This is a genomic window from Kitasatospora sp. NPDC059803 (assembly GCF_042732255.1).
Lineage (GTDB): Bacteria > Actinomycetota > Actinomycetes > Streptomycetales > Streptomycetaceae > Kitasatospora.
Genome location: NZ_JBHWIJ010000096.1, coordinates 1 through 16468, shown reverse-complemented (window position 1 = coordinate 16468; position 16468 = coordinate 1). Strand labels below are relative to the sequence as shown.

Below are 16468 nucleotides of genomic sequence, written 5' to 3'. Positions count from 1 at the left end.
CCCGCGCGCGCGCCCCCCCCGCCGCGGGGCTGGGTGTGGGGCCTCGCCCCGCCACCCCCGCCCCGGCCCCCCCCGGCATGGGGGAGTGGCGGGGATCAGCCCGCGAGGCCGATGCCGGTCTCGGTGGCGTAGCCGGCGACGCCGTTGGGGCCCACCGCGACGGCGGCGTCGAGGAACGAGGCACCGTCAGGACCGAACTGGACATCGGTGATGTGCAGGGCACTGCCGTTCGGGCCGACGGAGAACGCCCCGTGGTCGTAGTTCAGGGAGGGGATGTTGTTGGGCGTGTCGGCGGAGGCGATGGTCGCCCCGCCGAGAACGAGCGGGAGGCAGAGGGCGGAGACGGTCAGGACGCGGCGCGCAGTACGCATGGGGGAAGAGCCCTTCCAGATAAGGGTGGTGATGGTCGATCGGACTGCCACGAAATGGCGTCCTGTCACCATCCACACACATGCGTATGCGGAGCGCTACCGGGGATGGCTGTCCGGGGCTACCGGTTCACCCGGGCCCCCCATCGCCGCCCCGAGGACGTGACGGGCGGGCCCGCCGGAGCCGGGGGAGCGCGCCGCCCACGCGGCGCCGCAGCCCCGGTGACGGGCCGCCCGGCGACCGGCGAGGCCACCGGCCCCGCCGGGCCACCGCCCCGGACGCCGCCCACGGCCGGGGCGGGCGTACGGGCGCCGGCCGGCGACTTGACGCTCGAACCGGTGCTGCTGCGATAGTGACCCGGTGCGCGTCGGCCTGCTTGGACCCCTGGTACTGGACGCCGGAGCGGGCCCGCTGCCGATCGGCGGCGCGCGGCTGCGGGCGCTGCTGGCCTACCTCGCGCTGGACGCCGGCCGCGCCGTCCGGCCCCAGGCCCTGGTGGACGCGCTGTGGGCCGAGGCGCCACCGGCCGACCAGACGAACGCCCTGCAGTCACTGGTGTCCCGCCTGCGGGGCGTCCTGGGCGACCCCGCGCTGCTCACCTTCGGACCGGCCGGGTACCGGCTGGCCGTCGAGCCCGGTGCGGTGGACACCGCCCGGTTCGAGCAACTGGCCCTCTCCGGCAGGCACTTGCACACGCAGGGCCGGCCGGCCGAGGCCGCCGCCGCCCTGCGGGAGGCCCTGGCCCTGTGGCGCGGCCCCGCGCTGGCGGACGTGCGCGAGGCGCCGTTCGCCGACACCGAGGCCCGGCGGCTGGAGCGGGCGCGGCTGGTCGCCCTGGAGGGCCGGATCGAGGCCGACCTCGCGCTGGGCGCCGGACCGGAGCTGATCGCCGAACTCGAATCGCTGACCGCGCGGCACCCGCTGCACGAACGGCTGCACGCCCAGCTGATCCGGGCCCTGGCCGCCGGCGGCCGGGGCGCCGAGGCACTGGCCGCCTACCAGCGGCTGCGCGCCCGGCTGGCCGACACCTTCGGCAGCGACCCCGGACCGCAGCTGCGGGCGGCCCATCTCGCGGTCCTGCGCGGCGAGCTCCCGGCACCCCCCGACCGCCGGCCGCCCCCCGGCCACCGCACGCCCGACGACCAGCCGCCACCCCAACAGCCGCCACCCCAACAGCCGCCACCCCAACGGCCGGAGCCCCAACGGCCGGAGCCCCAACGGCCGGAACCCCGCCGACCACGGCCGCCCGGCAACCCGGACGCGCCGCTGACCAGCTTCGTGGGCCGCGAGGACGACATCCGCCGGGTGGCCGAGCTGCTCGGTCGAGCCCGCCTGGTCACCCTGGTCGGCCCCGGCGGGTCCGGCAAGACCCGGCTGGCCACCACCGCCGGCCGCCGGCTCACACCGCCCGGCGGGGTGTGGTTCGTCGCCCTGGCCCCGGCCGGCCCGGCGGACGTGCCCCGCGCGGTGCTCGACGCCCTGCGCACGCGCGAGGCCGACCTGCCCAAGAACGCCGCGGCCCCGACCCGCCGCCCCGGCACCCCAGAGGAGATCCTGGACCGCCTGACCGAGGTGCTCACGCACGACGACCCGGTCCTGGTGCTGGACAACTGCGAGCACGTGATCGACGCGGCGGCCACGCTGGCCGAGACCCTGCTCGGCCGGTGCCCCGGGCTGCGGGTCCTGGCCACCAGCCGGGAGCCGCTGCGGATCGACGGCGAGAACCTGCACCCGGTACTCCCCCTGGAACTGCCCGAACCCGGCTCGACGCCCGAACAGGCCCGCGCCTGCGCGGCGGTCCGGCTGTTCCACGACCGGGCCACCGCCGTGTGCCCGGGCTTCGCCGAGGAGGACGGCTCGCTGGCGGCGGCGGTCGAGATCTGCCGCCGCCTGGACGGCCTGCCACTGGCGATCGAACTGGCCGCCGCCCAACTGCGCACCCTGCCCGCCGAGGTGGTCGCCGCCCGGCTGGACGACCGGTTCCGGCTGCTCACCCGGGGCAGCCGCACCGCCCTGCCCCGGCACCAGACGCTGCGCGCCGTGGTGGCCTGGAGCTGGAAGCTGCTGGCCGCCGACGAACGGGCGCTGCTGGAACGGCTGTCGGTGGCGCCCGGCAGCTTCACCGAGGACGCGGCGCAGGCGGTCGGCGGGCTCGCCGCCCCGCACGCCGGCCACCACCCCGGCGACCGTGAGGCCCCCGATGTCCCCACCCCCGACGCCCCGGCCCGCGACGTCCGGGAACTGCTGGCGGCGCTGGTCGACAAGTCGCTGCTGCACCCGCTCGGAGCCGCCGCCACGGGAGAGCCCCGCTACCGGATGCTGGAGACCATCCGGGAGTACGGCCTGGAGCAGCTCACCCGCCACGGGGAGGCCGGCGCCGCCCGCGAACGCCACTGCGGGTTCTTCCTCGCCCTGGCCGAGACCGCGGAGCCGCGGCTGCGCACCCGCGACCAGCTGCGCTGGCTGGCCCGGCTGTCGGCCGAGCGGGACGACCTGCTGGCGGCGATCCGCTGGGCGGTGGAGTCCGGGGACGCCGCGACGGCGGTCCGGTTCGGCGCCGCGCTGTGCTGGTTCTGGTCCATGCGGGGCTATCCGCCGGAGTCGCTGGACCTGCTCGAACGGGTCCTGGAGGTCCCCGGGCCGGCCGATCCGGCGGCCCGCGCGCTGGTGGTCGCGACGTACGAGGTCGGCACCGAGTCCATCGGCCGGCCGGAGGACAGGGCGGCCGCCTTCGGCCGGATCGAGGCGGCGATGGCGGGCGTCGACCCCGGTGTCCACCCCCTGCTGGAGCTGGCCCGGCTGGCCGCGGCCATCGCCGGCCCGCAGCCGCCGCCGCACACGCCCGACCCTCCGGCCCCCGCGGATTCCCCGGACTTCCCGGACGGCGAGCGCAAGGACCCCTCCAGCGGCCCGTTCGCCCTGCTCGTGCGGGGCCTGCTGACCCTGCACACCGGGGACGTCACCGAGGCGGCGGGCTTCCTCGCCCACGCGCTGGCCGGTTTCGAGGCGCTCGGCGAGCGGTGGGGCATGGCGACCGCGCTGAGCACCCTCGGTTCGCTGCGGCGGCGCTCCGGCGACCTGGCCGACGCGCTGGCGATGAACGAGCGGGCCACCCGGTACTTCCAGGAGCTCGGGATGCAGGAGGACACGGTCGACAGCGATGTCCAGGCCGCCCTGATGCGCGCCCAGGCCGGGGACGCGGACGGCGCGCGGCGGCAGCTGGAGGGCCTGCTCGACCAGGTGGCGCAGGCCGGATGGGCCGAGCCCAGGGCCCTGGTGTGCCTGGGCCTGGCCCAGCTGGAGTGGCGGGCCGGGCAGCGGGAGCAGGCCCGCGCACACGCCCTGGCCGCCCTGGCCCAGGCTCCCGGCGTCCAGCCGGTGCCCTCGCACCTCACCGCCCTGCTGCTGGGCGTGCTCGCGCAGCTGGACGCGGCGGACGGCCTGCCCGACGCGGCGGTGCGCCGGCTCGACCACCCGGCGGTGCACCTGGTGCTGACCTGGAACTCGGCGGTCGCGGCCCGGATCGCGGTGGCGGCCGCCGACATCGAGCTGTGCCGCGGCCGGCCGGGGGAGGCGGCGCTCCTGCTCGGCGCCGCCGACCTGCTGCGGGGCTCGGACGACCTCGGCGACACCGACGTGCACAGGATCGCCGGGCGGGCCACGGCCGACCTGGGAGCCGCCGGGTTCGCGTCCGCGCACGCCGCGGGTGCGGCGATGGCGCGGACCGAGGCCAGGGACCTGCTGTCTGCGATCATCACCGCACCCGCGGCCGGGCCGCCCCCGTCAGTGAGCCGGAACTGAAGCCGGAACTGAAGCCGGACCCGGAGCAGGGGCCGGAGCCGGGGCCGGCTTGCCGAACATGGCGCAGGTCACCGCACTCTGCAGGGCCTGGCCGGCCGCGGTGAGCTTCGCGTCGGCCCCGAACTCGAACAGGAACTCGGTCGCGATCAGGACGGTGGCCGTACGGCTGCCGGTGCCGTCGGTGAGGTTGGTGCTGGAGTAGCCGGTGATCCCCCCGTCGTGGGCCCAGACGGTGCCGCAGGGGGTGCGGCCCGTCTCGATGCCCAGGCCGGAGCCGGGCCCGTCCACCGGGTTCTGCGGGTCCATCGGCACGGTGGTGCGCAGCTGCGCCAGCTGGGCCGCGGGCAGCAGCCTGCCGGACATCAGCGCGTTGTAGAAGCGGGACCAGTCCTGCGCGGTGGACACCACGGCCCCGGCCGCCCCGCCCCAGCCCGGGTCGTTGCCGGAGACGTCCACCCGGCCGTCGCGGTGCACCCCGGCCACGTCCCGGAACGCGGCGGGCACCCCCGCCGGCATGTGGGCGGAGTCCGGCTCGTAGCCGCGGACGTGGCGGCCGCGCCAGCTGCCGTCCGTGGCGAGGTAGGTGTGCTTCAGGTTCAGCGGCCGGGCGATCCGGTCGCGGACCAGGTCGGCGAGGCTCGCCCCGGTGACCCGCTCCAGGACGGCGCCGACCGCCGCGTAGTCGGTGTTGCTGTAGGACCACCGGGTGCCCGGCGGGAACAGCGCCGGGCGCTTGAGGCCCACGGCGAGCAGTTCGGCGGAGGTCCACCGGTGCGGGTCCTTGCCGAGGATCGACGGCAGGACGGCGGGGTCCTCGGTGTAGTCGGCCAGGCCGCTGGTGTGGTTCAGCAGCATCCGCAGCGTGATCGCCCGGCCGTCGGGCACCTGGCCCGGCAGCCACGCCTCCACCGGGTCGGTCAGCGCGAGCCGCCCCTCGGCGGCCAGTTGCAGGGCGATCACGGCCATCATGGTCTTGGTGTTGGAGCCCATCCGGAACTCGTCCCCCACCGCGAGCCGCTGGTCCGCCGCGGCCCAGGGGGCCTGCTCGGCGATCTCGACGGGCCGGCCCCGGCCGTCGTCCACCCGCACCACCACCCCCGGCGCCCCGGCAGCCACCAACTGCCGTGCCAACTCCTCCAGTTGAGCCCGCTGCGCCTCGGCCCCGCCCCGGGTCGAGGCGGGCGCGGACCCGGCGGCTGCGGTCAGGGGGGCCGGGAGCGCCGGACCGGCGGCCAGTCCCACGGCCAGGGCCGACGCCGTCAGCACGAGCGGCGCCAGCCGCAGGCGGCGCGACCACCCCGTCCGGGACGGCGAAGGGGCAGTCGAAGAAGGAGGAGAAGAAGGAGAAGCAGCTGGCGACATGGATCAGTTCCCTCTGGTTGCCGGGTGACCTGGACGGCCCTAGCCTCCGGCCCGCCGCTGGCAAACCGCGCACAGCGCGCTGGCACCCGCCGTCCACCCCGGATCCGCTGTCCGCCTCGCCGTCCGCCCCGGTGCCCGCCGGCACCGGGGCGAACGACGCGGCCGCGCTCGGATCAGCAGGACCCGGCCGGGCGGTCGCGGACCACGAGGTCGTTGCGCCCGGCGGTGGCGTCCAGCCAGACCGCCCGGGTGCCCTGGTCGGCGGCGGCGTGGAACTGGCTGCCCCGGTTGCAGGAGACCCGTACGGGGGTGCCGCCGCCGACCGGCAGCTGGTACAGCTTGGGCAGCGCGGCGTTCGACCAGCCGCTGCTCGGCTGGGCGCCGCGGTGCAGGAAGGTGACGGCCTGGTCGGTGGCGGTGAGCTCCATGTCCGCCGGGGTGTACGGCGAGTCGGCGGAGAGCAGGTCGCGCACGCCGGAGCCGTCCAGGGCGCCGGAGCGCAGGGCGGTCGGGCGGGTGCGGTCGGCCGGGGCGGCCAGCCAGAGCAGCCGGTCGCCCGCGAGCAGCGGGGAGGCGAGGTACGGCGGGTCGGTGCCGTTCGGGGTGCTCACCGGGTACTGGGCGGCGACCTTGCCGGTGGCGGTCGAGAAGACCGTCGGCGCCTGGACGCCGGCCCCGTCGGCCGTCCAGGACTCGATCCAGCCGAGCAGGCCGTCCTTGAACGCGAGGGACGTGAAGGACGTGAGGTTGTGGCCCTCGGGCAGCGGGAGTTCCACGGGCGGGGCGCCGTCGTGGGAGAGGCGGACCCGGGTGCGGCCGGTGTCGTTGTCGGTCACCGTGAAGGCGATGTCCCCGCCGGACACCCGGACGCTGCCGGGCGACTGGTCGGGGGAGTGGAACACGCTGCGCACCGGGCCGCCGGACAGCGGGCGGGTCAGCACCTCCGTCCCCCACGTGCCGGTGGCGTCGGGCCCGATCGCCAGCCAGACGGCGGACGTGCCGTCGGTGGCGGCCCAGCCGTGGATCCGCCCGTCGTCCGGGCTGAGCCGGGTCGGGGTGCCGGGGGAGGTGGTGGAGCCGGTGTACAGGGCCGTCGCGCCCTTGCCGTTCGGGTCGGTGTTGCCCATCACCCAGTGGCCTCCGCCCGCGGCCGGTCCGACCGGGGCGGAGGTGCCGGGCAGCAGCGGGCGGGTGTCCGTCCCGAGCCGGTTCTGCCAGCCGGCCTTGATCCCGTGTGCGTCGAACGCGGCCGCCACCTTGCGCAGTTGGGCTCCGCTGAGTTTGAGGGCCCGGCCGGCGGCGAGCACCGCGTTGCGTCCGTCGACGAAGTCGTCGAGCGGGGTGAGGTATTCGGCCATCGCCCGGTAGACGAGGCGGTCGGCGGTGAGCGGGTCGAGGGTGCGCCGGATGTCCCACAGGGCGCCGCTGAAGATGGTGGCGTTGAGGTGCGCGCCGCCGTTGTCCAGGTCGAGCCCGGCGCCGAGGTAGTCGTCCACGGTGGTGCGGTGGTCGTCCAGGCGGCGGTTCGCGCAGTCCTGCGGGGTGCCGGTGCGGCACAGGTTCTCGCCCATCAGCGCGGCCGCCGGGTCGTTCATGGACATGCCGCGGGCGGTGACCTCGATGGCGTTGCCGAAGTAGTCGGCGAGTCCCTCGTTCATCGCCCCGGACTGGCCGTCGCCGACCAGGTTGGCGGTGTGCTGGATGACGCCGTGGGTCATCTCGTGCCCGGCCACGTCGAGGGCGGCGGAGAACGGCAGGAACCTGGCGTTGCCGTTGCCGTAGAGCATCTTCTGCCCGTCCCAGGCGGCGTTCGGGAAGGGCTTGCCGCGGTTGCTCACGTTCACCACGGAGGTGATCGCGCCGCCCTTGCCGTCCAGGCCGTCGCGGCCGAGCCGGTCGTGGTAGAAGCCGTACACGGCGGCGGCGTTGAGGTGGGCGTCGGTGGCGCCGCTGGTGCCGGTGGAGGCGGGGAAGGCCGGGCCCGGGGAGGCGACGGGGAGGCTGCCGTCGGGCAGCCGGCCGCTGAACTCGTTGTAGTCCCGTCCGGTCGCGTCGTAGGTGGTGATGGTGACGGGCCGGGTGAGGTCGACGAGTTGGTAACTTCCGTCCGGCTGGCGGGAGATGTTCACCGGCACGGTACGGCCCAGGAGGTCGGGGGCGGTCCCGGTGGCGGGCTCGGCGGCGGCCGCGCCACGGGCGGCGCCGGCCCCTGTGTCGTCGGCGCCGCTGACCTGGTAGGGGGCCGAGGAGTCGTGGGCGAGGGCGACCACGCCGAGCGTGGCGTCCGCGTAGACCTCGCGGACCAGCGGCTCGCCGTTGCCCGGGTCGGCGGTGTGCACGGTGAAGTGCCGGGCGAGTCGGCCGGTGCCGCCCGGCAGGACGACCAGGCCGCGGTCCTCGGCGGTGGCCCCGGCCCGGGCGCGCGGGTCGGGGAGCGAGCCGAGCGCCAGCTTGCGCAGCACCGCGTCCGGCACGGCGGGGGCGGTCGGCGCGGTCAGCCCGGTGAAGTACTTGCCGCCGACCGACTCCACCCGCTGGCCGGCCCCCTCGCCGGTGAGGCGGACCAGGTACTGCCCGCCGAGCACCGGTATGCCGCCGTGGTACTGCTGGAACCTGACGGTGCGCCGGTCGGCGGCCGTGCGCTCGACCGCGAGCTCGGTCAGCTGCCCCGGATCGACCCGGTACCGGTCCAGGTGGGCCGCGAGATGGGCCCGGGCCGCCTCGACCGGACCGCCGGGCGCCGTCTCGGACAGCCCGGTCACCAACTGCGGGGCGGCGGTGCCCTGACCGGCCACCAGGGCGGGGACGGGATCGGGCTCGGCGGTCGGGCCCGGCGGCGCGGCCAGGGCGGGGGAGGCGGTCACGGTGAGCGCCAGCGCCAGACTCAGGGCGGCGCCCGAGCCGAGCACCCCGGCCACTGGACGGGAACGGTGATGCACTGCGGTCCTCCACGGAAATCGGCAGTGACGGCAGCACGACAGAGCTGCCTTTCACGGAGGAACGGGGCACCGGACAGGCCGGGTTCAGCCGGTCGCCGCCCTCCGGCCGCCCCCGCGGGGCCGCGCCCTCCCGCCGGGTTCGCCGCCCCCCGCCCGGCGCACCCGCCCCGGACGAACGCTTTCCCGGGGCCCCCGGGGCGTCGTCCGGCAGCGCCGAGACGCAACTGCGCACCCGGCTCTACCCCGTCGGTCGGCCTCCGGCCCCCGGCCTGAACCAGCCCCCACCGGGTCGCCGGCACGCCCCGGGGGCCGACGGCCGGCCCGCCGCGACCGCCTTTGCCGAAGACCCGCCGCGTATCCGCGGATACGGCACCCGATCGGGTGCGGAGCCCCACCCGCCCGGACCATTGCGCATCTCACCCGACCGCCCCGCAGGGGGCGTCCGGGATCAGCCGGTCCGCGATCCGGGCCGGCTCTCCTCCCGCCACTGCCGGACGGAGCGCACGATGTCCTGGCCGATCCGGTCCAGGAAGGCTGCGGCGTCGTCCATCCGGGCGCCGGCCGGTGTGCCGGGGCCGAGCGTCTCGGCGCCTTGGCGGGCGACGCCGGCGAGCATCGTGTTCCGTTCGGCGCTGGCCAGCAGTGCCCGGTACCAGACGTCGTCGTCGATGACGTACCGCTCCCGGCGCTGCTGTTCGCCGCGTTCGCGGCGGATCAGCGCCTGGCCCTCCAGGTAGCCGACGGCCTTGGAGACGGCGGCCGGGCTGACCTGCAGCCGTTGCACCAGTTCGCCCGCGGTGAGGCTGCCGTCGTCGGTGACGTACAGGCAGGCGAGGACCCGGGCGACCATGCGGGGCAGGCCGCTGTGCACCAGCAGTTCGGCCAGTTCGTCGGCGAATTCGCTTACCGCCTGCGGGTCGCGGCCCTCGGCCGGCGGCGTGGCGGCGGCCGGTCGGGCGGTCGTGCCGCTGCGGCGGGAGCGCTGTGCGGTGGCGCGCTGGGCGTGTTCGGCCCGGTAGTCGGAGGGCCCGCCGTTGCGGGCGATCTCGCGGGTGACGGTCGAGGTCGGCCGTTCGATCTGCCGGGCGATCTCGCCGTAGCCCAGCCCCTCGGCCAGTCCGGCGGCGATCCGGTGGCGGTCCTGCGGGGTCAGCCTGGCTCCGGGCATCCGTCCTCGTCTCCTTCCGTCGCGTGAACAGTATCCGTCCGGCTCGCCCACTGTTGCAATGGACTCGCGACGTTCTGTTGCATTAACTGGGAGGGTCATTGCAAGAATATTGTGGTATCTACCTGCGAATACATCCACCATCGGCAGGTTTCGTATTGACCATTATGTGAATTTGCTCGTAGCTTCTTCCCGAACCGTGACACCACATCGAGGGGGAACACGCCATGGGAACCACCACGCGCGCAGCCGTCGCCACCCTGCTCGCCGGGGCCGTGCTGGCCGGCGCCGCCGCCACACCGGCGTTCGCCGCGCCCGCGCCGGACGGCAGGGGCGGGCACCCGGGGGTCCAGCGGGTGCTGGACCGGGCGGTGGCCACGGGCGGCCTGCCCGGCGCGGTCGCCGAGGTCCGGGACGGCGACCGCCGGTGGTTCGCCAGCGCGGGCGTCGCCGACCTCGCCACCGGGCGGGCCCGTCTCGCGCAGGACCGGTTCCGCATCGGCAGCACCACCAAGACCTTCGTCGCCACCGTCGTCCTCCAGCTCGCCGCCGAGGGGCGGCTGAGCCTCGACGACAGCGTGGAGCGCTGGCTGCCCGGCCTCCTCGACGCCCCCGGCTACGACGGCGAGCGGATCACCGTGCGCCAGCTCCTCAACCACACCAGCGGCATCTACAACTACGCGATGGACGAGAAGGTCCGGCAGGAGGCGAGCGGCCTGCCCTTCCTGCGGCACCGCTTCGACAGCTACACCCCCGGACAGCTCGTCCGGATCGCGCTCGCCCATCGGCCCGACTTCGCGCCCGGTACCGGCTGGACCTACTCCGACACCAACTACGTCCTCGCCGGCCTGATCGTCGAACGGGCCTCCGGCGGCACCCTGGCCGCGCAGATCGAGCAGCGGATCACCACCCCGCTGGGCCTCACCGGCACCTACGAACCCTCCTCCGACGACACCGCCATCCACGGGCCGCACGGGCGCGAGTACTCGCGTCTGGGGCTCACCGGGCCGAACGCCACCGCCTACGACGTGACGGAGCTGAGCCCGTCCTGGGGCTGGGCCGCCGGCGACATGGTCTCCGACGTCCGCGACCTGAACACCTTCTTCGCCGCCCTGCTGGGCGGACGGCTCCTGCCGCCCGCCCAGCAGCGGGAGATGTTCACGATGATCCCGACCGGGCACCAGTGGATCGACCAGGCGGAATACGGTCTGGGCGTCGCCGGCGTCAGGCTCGACTGCGGCCCCACCGTCTGGGGCATGGGCGGCGCCATCAACGGCTCGTGGTCCTACGCGTTCGGCACCCGCGACGGCCGGCACCTGCTCGCCACCAACGTCAACGGCGACTGGGTCGAGGGGAGTTGGCCGATCGCGGTGTTCACCTCCGAGCTGGAGGCGGAGTTCTGCCCCCGCTCGTGACGGCCCCGGCTCGCGACGCCCCCGCTCGTGACGGCCGGGTACGAGTCGTCCCCGCCCGCCCGGGCGGGGGCGTCACGGCAGCGCGGCCGCCTTGCGCAGCAGTACCGACCGCTCGCGGGTGTTGCGGCACAGCCGGGCGGCGAGTTCCAGCTCGGCGCGGGCCTCGGCGGTGCGGCCGAGCCGGGTCAGGAGTTCGCCGCGTACGCCCGGGAGCAGGTGCGATCCCGAGAGCCGGCCGGAGGCGGCGAGTTCGTCGACCAGGTGGAGCGCCTGCTGGGGTCCGTTGGCCATGGCGACGGCCACGGCCCGGTTGAGTTCGACGACGGGGGAGGGGGCCACGCGGCCGAGTGCCTCGTAGAGGAGCACGATGTGTTCCCAGTCGGTCTCCTGCACCGAGGGCGCCGCCGCGTGGCAGGCGGCGATCGCGGCCTGGAGGCCGTAGGGGCCGAGGCCCCGTCCGGTGGCGGCGGCGCGGCCGAGTGCGGCCAGGCCGCGGCGGATCGCGGAGCGGTCCCACCGGCGCCGGTCCTGGTCCTCCAGGAGCACCGCCTCCCCGTCGGGTGCGGTGCGGGCCGCAAAGCGCGCGGCGGTGAGTTCGAACAGCGCGAGCAGTGCGCACGCCTCCGGTTCGGCGGGCAGCAGGGCGGCCAGCGTCCGGGCCAGCCGGAGCGCCTCGTAGGCGAGGTCGGGGCGCAGCAGGTGGTCGCCGGCGGTCGCGGTCGAGCCCTCGGTGAAGATCACGTACAGGACGCTCAGGACGGCGCCGAGCCGTTCGCGCCGGTCCTCGGCCGGCGGCAGTTCGAACGGCACGTGCGCCGCGGCGATCGTCTTCTTCGCCCGGGTGATCCGGGCCTGGACGGTGGCGGTGGGTACGAGGAACGCCCGGGCGATCTCCTCGCTGGACAGGCCGCCCACCACGCGCAGCGTGAGCGCGACCCGGGCCTCGGGGGAGAGCACGGGGTGGCAGGCGGTGAACATGAGCGCGAGGACGTCGTCGTCGACCCGGTCGGGGTCCCAGGGCAGTTCGTGCGGCGGTCCGGAGGCGGTCGCCGGGCCGGAGCTGAACTGGCCCTCGGCGAGTTGGCCCGCGAGCAGGGTGTAGCGCTCGTCGAGGGCGGAGGCGCGGCGGAAGGCGTCGATGGCGCGCCGGCGCGCGGTCGCCAGCAGCCAGCCCACCGGGCTGGTGGGCACGCCGTCGCGCGCCCAGCCGACGAGTGCTTCGGCGAGCGCCTCCTGGGCGACGTCCTCGGCGAGCGCGAAGTCCCCGGTGTAGCGGGCCAGTGCGCCGACGATCCGGGCGGACTCGATCCGCCAGAGGGCCTCGGCGGCCCGCCGGGCCGATTCGGTGCTCGGCGGGCCGTCGGGGGTGGTGGGCATCAGTGCTGGCCGGTCCGCTCGCGCCACGCCCGCTCCTTGGCGATCCACTCGTTGTCCTGCGGGAACTCCTCGATGCCCGGCACGCGGCGGATCTCGACCTTCGAGCCGGTGACGGCCGGGAGCCGCTTGGCCCACTCGACGGCCTCCTCCTTCGAGGCGACGTCGATCACGTAGAAGCCGCCGAACAGTTCCTTCGTCTCGCCGTAGGGGCCGTCGGTGACCACCGGGCTCTGTCCGCTGAAGTCGACCACCACGCCCTGGGAGGGGTCGTCCAGGCCCTCGGCGGCGACGAGCACGCCCGCCCGGATCAGTTCCTCGTTGAAGCGGCCCACCGTTTCGAGCATCTCCTCGAAGGGCGTCTCCATCATCTTCGCGACGCTCTCGTCCGTGCCCCGCATGATCAGCATGTACTTCGACATCGTCACTCCTTGCTCGGGGGCCGCTTTCCGGCCCTCTCCATCCCAGGTCGAACGGCGTGGCCGCGGATCGACACGGCGGGCGGATCCGGGACCACTTTTTTTCGACGGACGCCACCCTCTCGCAGGGCGGCCTCCTCTCACACCTGTCACACCTGGCGGTACGCGGCCGTCGCGATCTCGGCGAACGAGCGGACCAGCGGGTTGGTGTCGCCGTCGTTCCACACCGCGACCACCGGGCTGGGCGCCATGTCGGCCAGCGGGACGGTGGTGAGGTTCTCGGGCAGGTCGTGTCCGAGCGGGGCCAGGCCGACCGTGCTGTTCCAGAGCACGGCCTGCAGGCATTCCTGGACGCCGCGCACCACGGGGCCCTCGCGCGGGGTGCCGCCGTTCCAGTACGACTGCCACCGGGGGTCGGTTCCCGGGGGGAACTGGAACCAGCGGCGCCCGGCCAGGTCGGCCAGTTCCAGGCGGCCGCGCCGGGCCAGCGGGTCGTCGGCGCGCAGGACCGCGCCGACCGGGTCGGTGCGCAGCACGCGCACCGCCAGGGCGGTGTCGTCGAACGGCGCGCGGGTCAGGGCGACGTCGACCAGTGCGGTGCGCAGTCCGCAGGTCGGGTCGGTCAGGTCGGTGTCGCGCACGCGGATCTCGACGCCGGGGTGGCTGCGGCGGAAGGCGGCCGCCAGCCTGGTGATGCCGGGGTCGGTGCCGTCGCCCAGGATGCCGACGGTCAGGGTCGCGGCGCCGGCCGCGGCGGCCACGCGCGCGCGCAGGCGCTCGGCCCGGTCGAGCAGGTCCCGCGCCTCGTCGAGCAGCACGGTTCCCGCCGGGGTGAGGGTGACGCCGGCGGGGGAGCGGGCGAACAGCAGGGCGCCGCTCTCCCTCTCCAGCTGCTTGATCGCCCGGCTCAGCGGCGGCTGGCTCATGTGCAGGCGGGTGGCGGCCCGGCCGAAGTGGAGTTCCTCGGCGACCGCCACGAAGTAGCGCAGGGTACGTAGCTCCACGCTGCGACGATACCCCCCGGGTATCGGCATGGCGGAACGGGTCTTGGACACCCGCGGGGCCCCGGCGGTGCACTCGGAACATGACCGACACAGCGAAGACCAGTGAACCGCAGGCCGGCCCCACCGTATCGGTGGTCGCCCCCGGCGAGGGCGAGACGATCGTCATGGGCACCACGCGCATGCGTGTCCTGGAGGACGGCAGCCACACCGGGCACCGCCTGGCGATGACCGAGTCCCTCCTCGCCCCGCACACCCCCGGACCGCCGCAGCACCGCCACGCCCGCCACGACGAAGGCTTCTACATCATCTCCGGCACGGTGCGCTTCACCGTCGGGGACCAGCACCACGACGCGAGCGCGGGCACGTTCGTGATGGTCCCGCCCGGCGCCCCGCACACCTTCGCCAACGTGAGCGACCACAGCGCCGTCATGCTCAGCGTGTTCACCCCCGACCTGTACCTGCAGTACTTCCGGGACCTGCGGGACATGGCCGCCGACGGCGGGCCGCCGACCCCCGAGGCCGGCCTGCGCACGATGAGCCGCTACGCCACCGAGCCCGCCACTAGGCCCGTCACCGAGCCCGTCACCGGGTCCGCCGCCGACCTGGCCTGAAGCCGACCGGCCACCCGCCGGCGGTGACCGTGAAAGGACGTCATGACCATCGCCTACTGGTTCCTCGCCACACCGCTCGCCGCCTTCTACCTCTACGCGGGCGCACTCAAGGCGACCCGCGACCGCGACCGGCTGCGCCCGATGATGGCCTGGGTGGACCGCGTACCGCTGCCCGCCGTCAGGGCGCTGGGAGCGGTCGAACTCCTGGGCGCGGCAGGCCTGTTGATGCCGCCGGCGGTCGGTGTCGCGCCGGGGCTGGCCGTGGCCGCGGCCGTCGGGTTCGTGCTCCTGCAGACCGGCGCGATCGCCGTGCACCTGACCGGCGGGGACCGCCGCGTCGCGCTCAACGCCGGGCTCCTCGCCGCCGCGGCCGCGACCGTCTGGCCGGCCGCCGCCGGGATGTGACCGGACGCCACCCCGCCCGCGCCCCGTCCCTCCGTTCAGCCCCCGCTCCGCCCCCGCCCCGTCCCGTCCGCAGGCCCTCGGTACGTACACCGTGCCAAGTTCGCGGTTTTCCACGATGCCCGAGCGTGGTGGTGGCGTGTCAGCCTGTGACTGCCACCGCATCCCGCAGCCGGGTCGGGGCGGGGCCGATCCGCCGCAGGTGGCCGGCCGTTCACGTGGAACGCCCAGAAGGGATATTTGTCATGCACAGGCAAATTCGTTCAGCCTCGCTCTGCGCCGCGATCGCCGCCGCGGTCCTGGTCGGCGGCACCGCCCAGGCGTACGCCGCCGTGGCCTCCCCCGCCCGCGCACACGCCTCCGCGTCGCCCGCCGCCCAGGACGGCGCGTCGGCGTCCGCGATCTGGCGCTGGGCCGGCCGGTACGACTCGTTCGTCGAGGCGCAGGCGGCGTACTACGTGCTGTACGGCCTCGGGAGCGCCGTCGCCCAGCTGATCGAAGAGGTCATCGTCGACGGCGCGAAGCGGTGGGAGCTCTACATCCAGTGAGCCCCCCGGCGCCGGCACCGAGCCGCGACGCCCCCCGGATGAGAACACGGCGGGCGCGACCCAGCGCCCGCTCGTCCAGCCTTGAAGAGAGTTGGTAGACCCATGCGACGCACGACTCCCAAGCGCGGCCTGTCCCGCACGGCCGCAGGCGTTCTGACCGCCGTGCTGATGGCGTCCGGAGCGCTCACCCTCGCCCCGGCCGCGCAGGCCGCGACCGGGCAGAGCGGCCCGCAGGCGACCGCGGACGGCCTGGCGGGGATCACCGCGGCCCGCTCCACGCAGGTCACCCTGTCCAACCACACCGCGTACGGCCTGACCAAGACGTGGGAGAAGCTCGACCACGGCTGCTGGACGAACAACATGCTGCCGCCCGACTACATCCCCACCGGCAAGGAGCCCAGCTTCGCGAGCGAGTCCTGCGGCGCCGGCACCGGGACGGAGGGGAACATCACCTACGGCTTCGCCGGCGGCGAGATCAAGATCTACTGGAACAACCCCTACGTGGGCAGCAACGGCTACAGCTGCTCCGTCCCGGCCGGGTACGCCTGCTACAAGAGCGGCGGCAGCGGGAACAACGCCGGCGTCAAGTTCGACGTCTGGCCGGCGTCCCGGTCGGCCGGGGCCGACACCGCCGACGCGGTGGTGCCCGGCGTCACCGCCGCCCGCAGCACGAGCATCAACCTGACCAACAACTCGGGCAAGCTGCTGGTCCGTTCCGGCTCCAGCCTGCGGTGGGGGATCTGGTCCGACAACATGCTGCCCCCGTCCATGGTCCAGCCCGGTGTCACCGCGAAGTGGGCCAGCGAGTCGGACGGCTTCATGACCGGCACGGAGGGCGAGGTCACCTTCGACGTGTCCGGGGAGAGCAACAAGGTCAGGGTGTACTGGAACAACCCCTACACCGGCAGCAACGGCTACAGCTGCTCCGCCCCGTCCGGGTACAAGTGCACCTGGCAGGGCGGCAGCGGCGACAACGCCGCGATCTCCTTCAACCTGTCGAAGTCCTGATCACGCCGGGCCGAACCAGCGCCCCCGCCCGGGTCACGTCCATCCGTGACC

The 16468-nt window shown here is 75.1% G+C and carries 13 protein-coding genes; 6 read left to right on the top strand and 7 right to left on the bottom strand.

Translation table 11 applies throughout. From position 1 onward, the window contains the following. Nucleotides 1–95: 95 nt before the first annotated feature. Nucleotides 96–371 carry a hypothetical protein gene (locus tag ACFV6I_RS17560; protein ID WP_063352834.1) on the bottom strand — a complete coding sequence of 92 codons (276 nt, stop codon included), beginning with the start codon at nucleotides 369–371 and terminating at the stop codon, nucleotides 96–98. Between the two features lie 358 nt (nucleotides 372–729). On the opposite strand from ACFV6I_RS17560, the gene ACFV6I_RS17555 reads away from it, so the two are divergent. Then, nucleotides 730–4170, top strand: a complete 3441-nt coding sequence (locus tag ACFV6I_RS17555; protein WP_380426158.1) for a BTAD domain-containing putative transcriptional regulator — start codon at nucleotides 730–732, stop codon at nucleotides 4168–4170. Here ACFV6I_RS17555 and ACFV6I_RS17550 read toward each other — a convergent pair. From ACFV6I_RS17550 to ACFV6I_RS17540, 3 genes are all read right to left on the bottom strand, one after another. After that, on the bottom strand, nucleotides 4153–5436 hold the full coding sequence (locus ACFV6I_RS17550; RefSeq protein ID WP_380426156.1) for a serine hydrolase domain-containing protein: 1284 nt from the start codon (nucleotides 5434–5436) through the stop codon (nucleotides 4153–4155). The two genes, ACFV6I_RS17555 and ACFV6I_RS17550, sit on opposite strands and share 18 nt — an antisense overlap. 269 nt (nucleotides 5437–5705) lie before the next feature. After that, on the bottom strand, nucleotides 5706–8471 hold the full coding sequence (locus ACFV6I_RS17545; RefSeq protein WP_380426154.1) for a M4 family metallopeptidase: 2766 nt from the start codon (nucleotides 8469–8471) through the stop codon (nucleotides 5706–5708). A gap of 448 nt (nucleotides 8472–8919) precedes the next feature. Beyond that, on the bottom strand, nucleotides 8920–9639 hold the full coding sequence (locus tag ACFV6I_RS17540) for a MarR family transcriptional regulator (protein ID WP_380426152.1): 720 nt from the start codon (nucleotides 9637–9639) through the stop codon (nucleotides 8920–8922). Nucleotides 9640–9863: 224 nt separating this feature from the next. Between ACFV6I_RS17540 and ACFV6I_RS17535 the strand changes: the two genes are divergently transcribed. Continuing rightward, entirely contained in the window at nucleotides 9864–11051 is a 1188-nt protein-coding gene (locus ACFV6I_RS17535; protein WP_380426150.1) for a serine hydrolase domain-containing protein, read from the top strand. Nucleotides 11052–11123: 72 nt separating this feature from the next. On the opposite strand, the gene ACFV6I_RS17530 is transcribed toward ACFV6I_RS17535, so the two are convergent. The 3 genes from ACFV6I_RS17530 to ACFV6I_RS17520 all read right to left on the bottom strand — a co-directional run bounded on the left by ACFV6I_RS17530 (nucleotide 11124) and on the right by ACFV6I_RS17520 (nucleotide 13878). Beyond that, nucleotides 11124–12455, bottom strand: coding sequence for an RNA polymerase sigma factor (locus tag ACFV6I_RS17530; RefSeq protein ID WP_380426148.1), 1332 nt, complete (start codon nucleotides 12453–12455; stop codon nucleotides 11124–11126). Beyond that, nucleotides 12428–12847: a YciI family protein gene (locus ACFV6I_RS17525; RefSeq protein ID WP_380426146.1), complete on the bottom strand. Its 420-nt coding sequence runs from the start codon at nucleotides 12845–12847 to the stop codon at nucleotides 12428–12430. The genes ACFV6I_RS17530 and ACFV6I_RS17525 overlap by 28 nt, the downstream gene beginning before the upstream one ends. A 146-nt stretch (nucleotides 12848–12993) precedes the next feature. Continuing rightward, nucleotides 12994–13878, bottom strand: a complete 885-nt coding sequence (locus tag ACFV6I_RS17520; RefSeq protein ID WP_380426144.1) for a LysR family transcriptional regulator — start codon at nucleotides 13876–13878, stop codon at nucleotides 12994–12996. Nucleotides 13879–13928: 50 nt separating this feature from the next. Between ACFV6I_RS17520 and ACFV6I_RS17515 the strand changes: the two genes are divergently transcribed. The 4 genes from ACFV6I_RS17515 to ACFV6I_RS17500 all read left to right on the top strand — a co-directional run bounded on the left by ACFV6I_RS17515 (nucleotide 13929) and on the right by ACFV6I_RS17500 (nucleotide 16417). Then, on the top strand, nucleotides 13929–14459 hold the full coding sequence (locus tag ACFV6I_RS17515) for a cupin domain-containing protein (RefSeq protein WP_380426142.1): 531 nt from the start codon (nucleotides 13929–13931) through the stop codon (nucleotides 14457–14459). Nucleotides 14460–14501: 42 nt separating this feature from the next. Then, nucleotides 14502–14864, top strand: a complete 363-nt coding sequence (locus ACFV6I_RS17510; RefSeq protein WP_380426140.1) for a DoxX family protein — start codon at nucleotides 14502–14504, stop codon at nucleotides 14862–14864. Nucleotides 14865–15106: 242 nt separating this feature from the next. After that, nucleotides 15107–15409, top strand: a complete 303-nt coding sequence (locus ACFV6I_RS17505) for a hypothetical protein (protein ID WP_380426138.1) — start codon at nucleotides 15107–15109, stop codon at nucleotides 15407–15409. 102 nt (nucleotides 15410–15511) lie between these two features. After that, nucleotides 15512–16417 carry an aegerolysin family protein gene (locus tag ACFV6I_RS17500; RefSeq protein WP_380344641.1) on the top strand — a complete coding sequence of 302 codons (906 nt, stop codon included), beginning with the start codon at nucleotides 15512–15514 and terminating at the stop codon, nucleotides 16415–16417. Nucleotides 16418–16468: the final 51 nt, after the last annotated feature.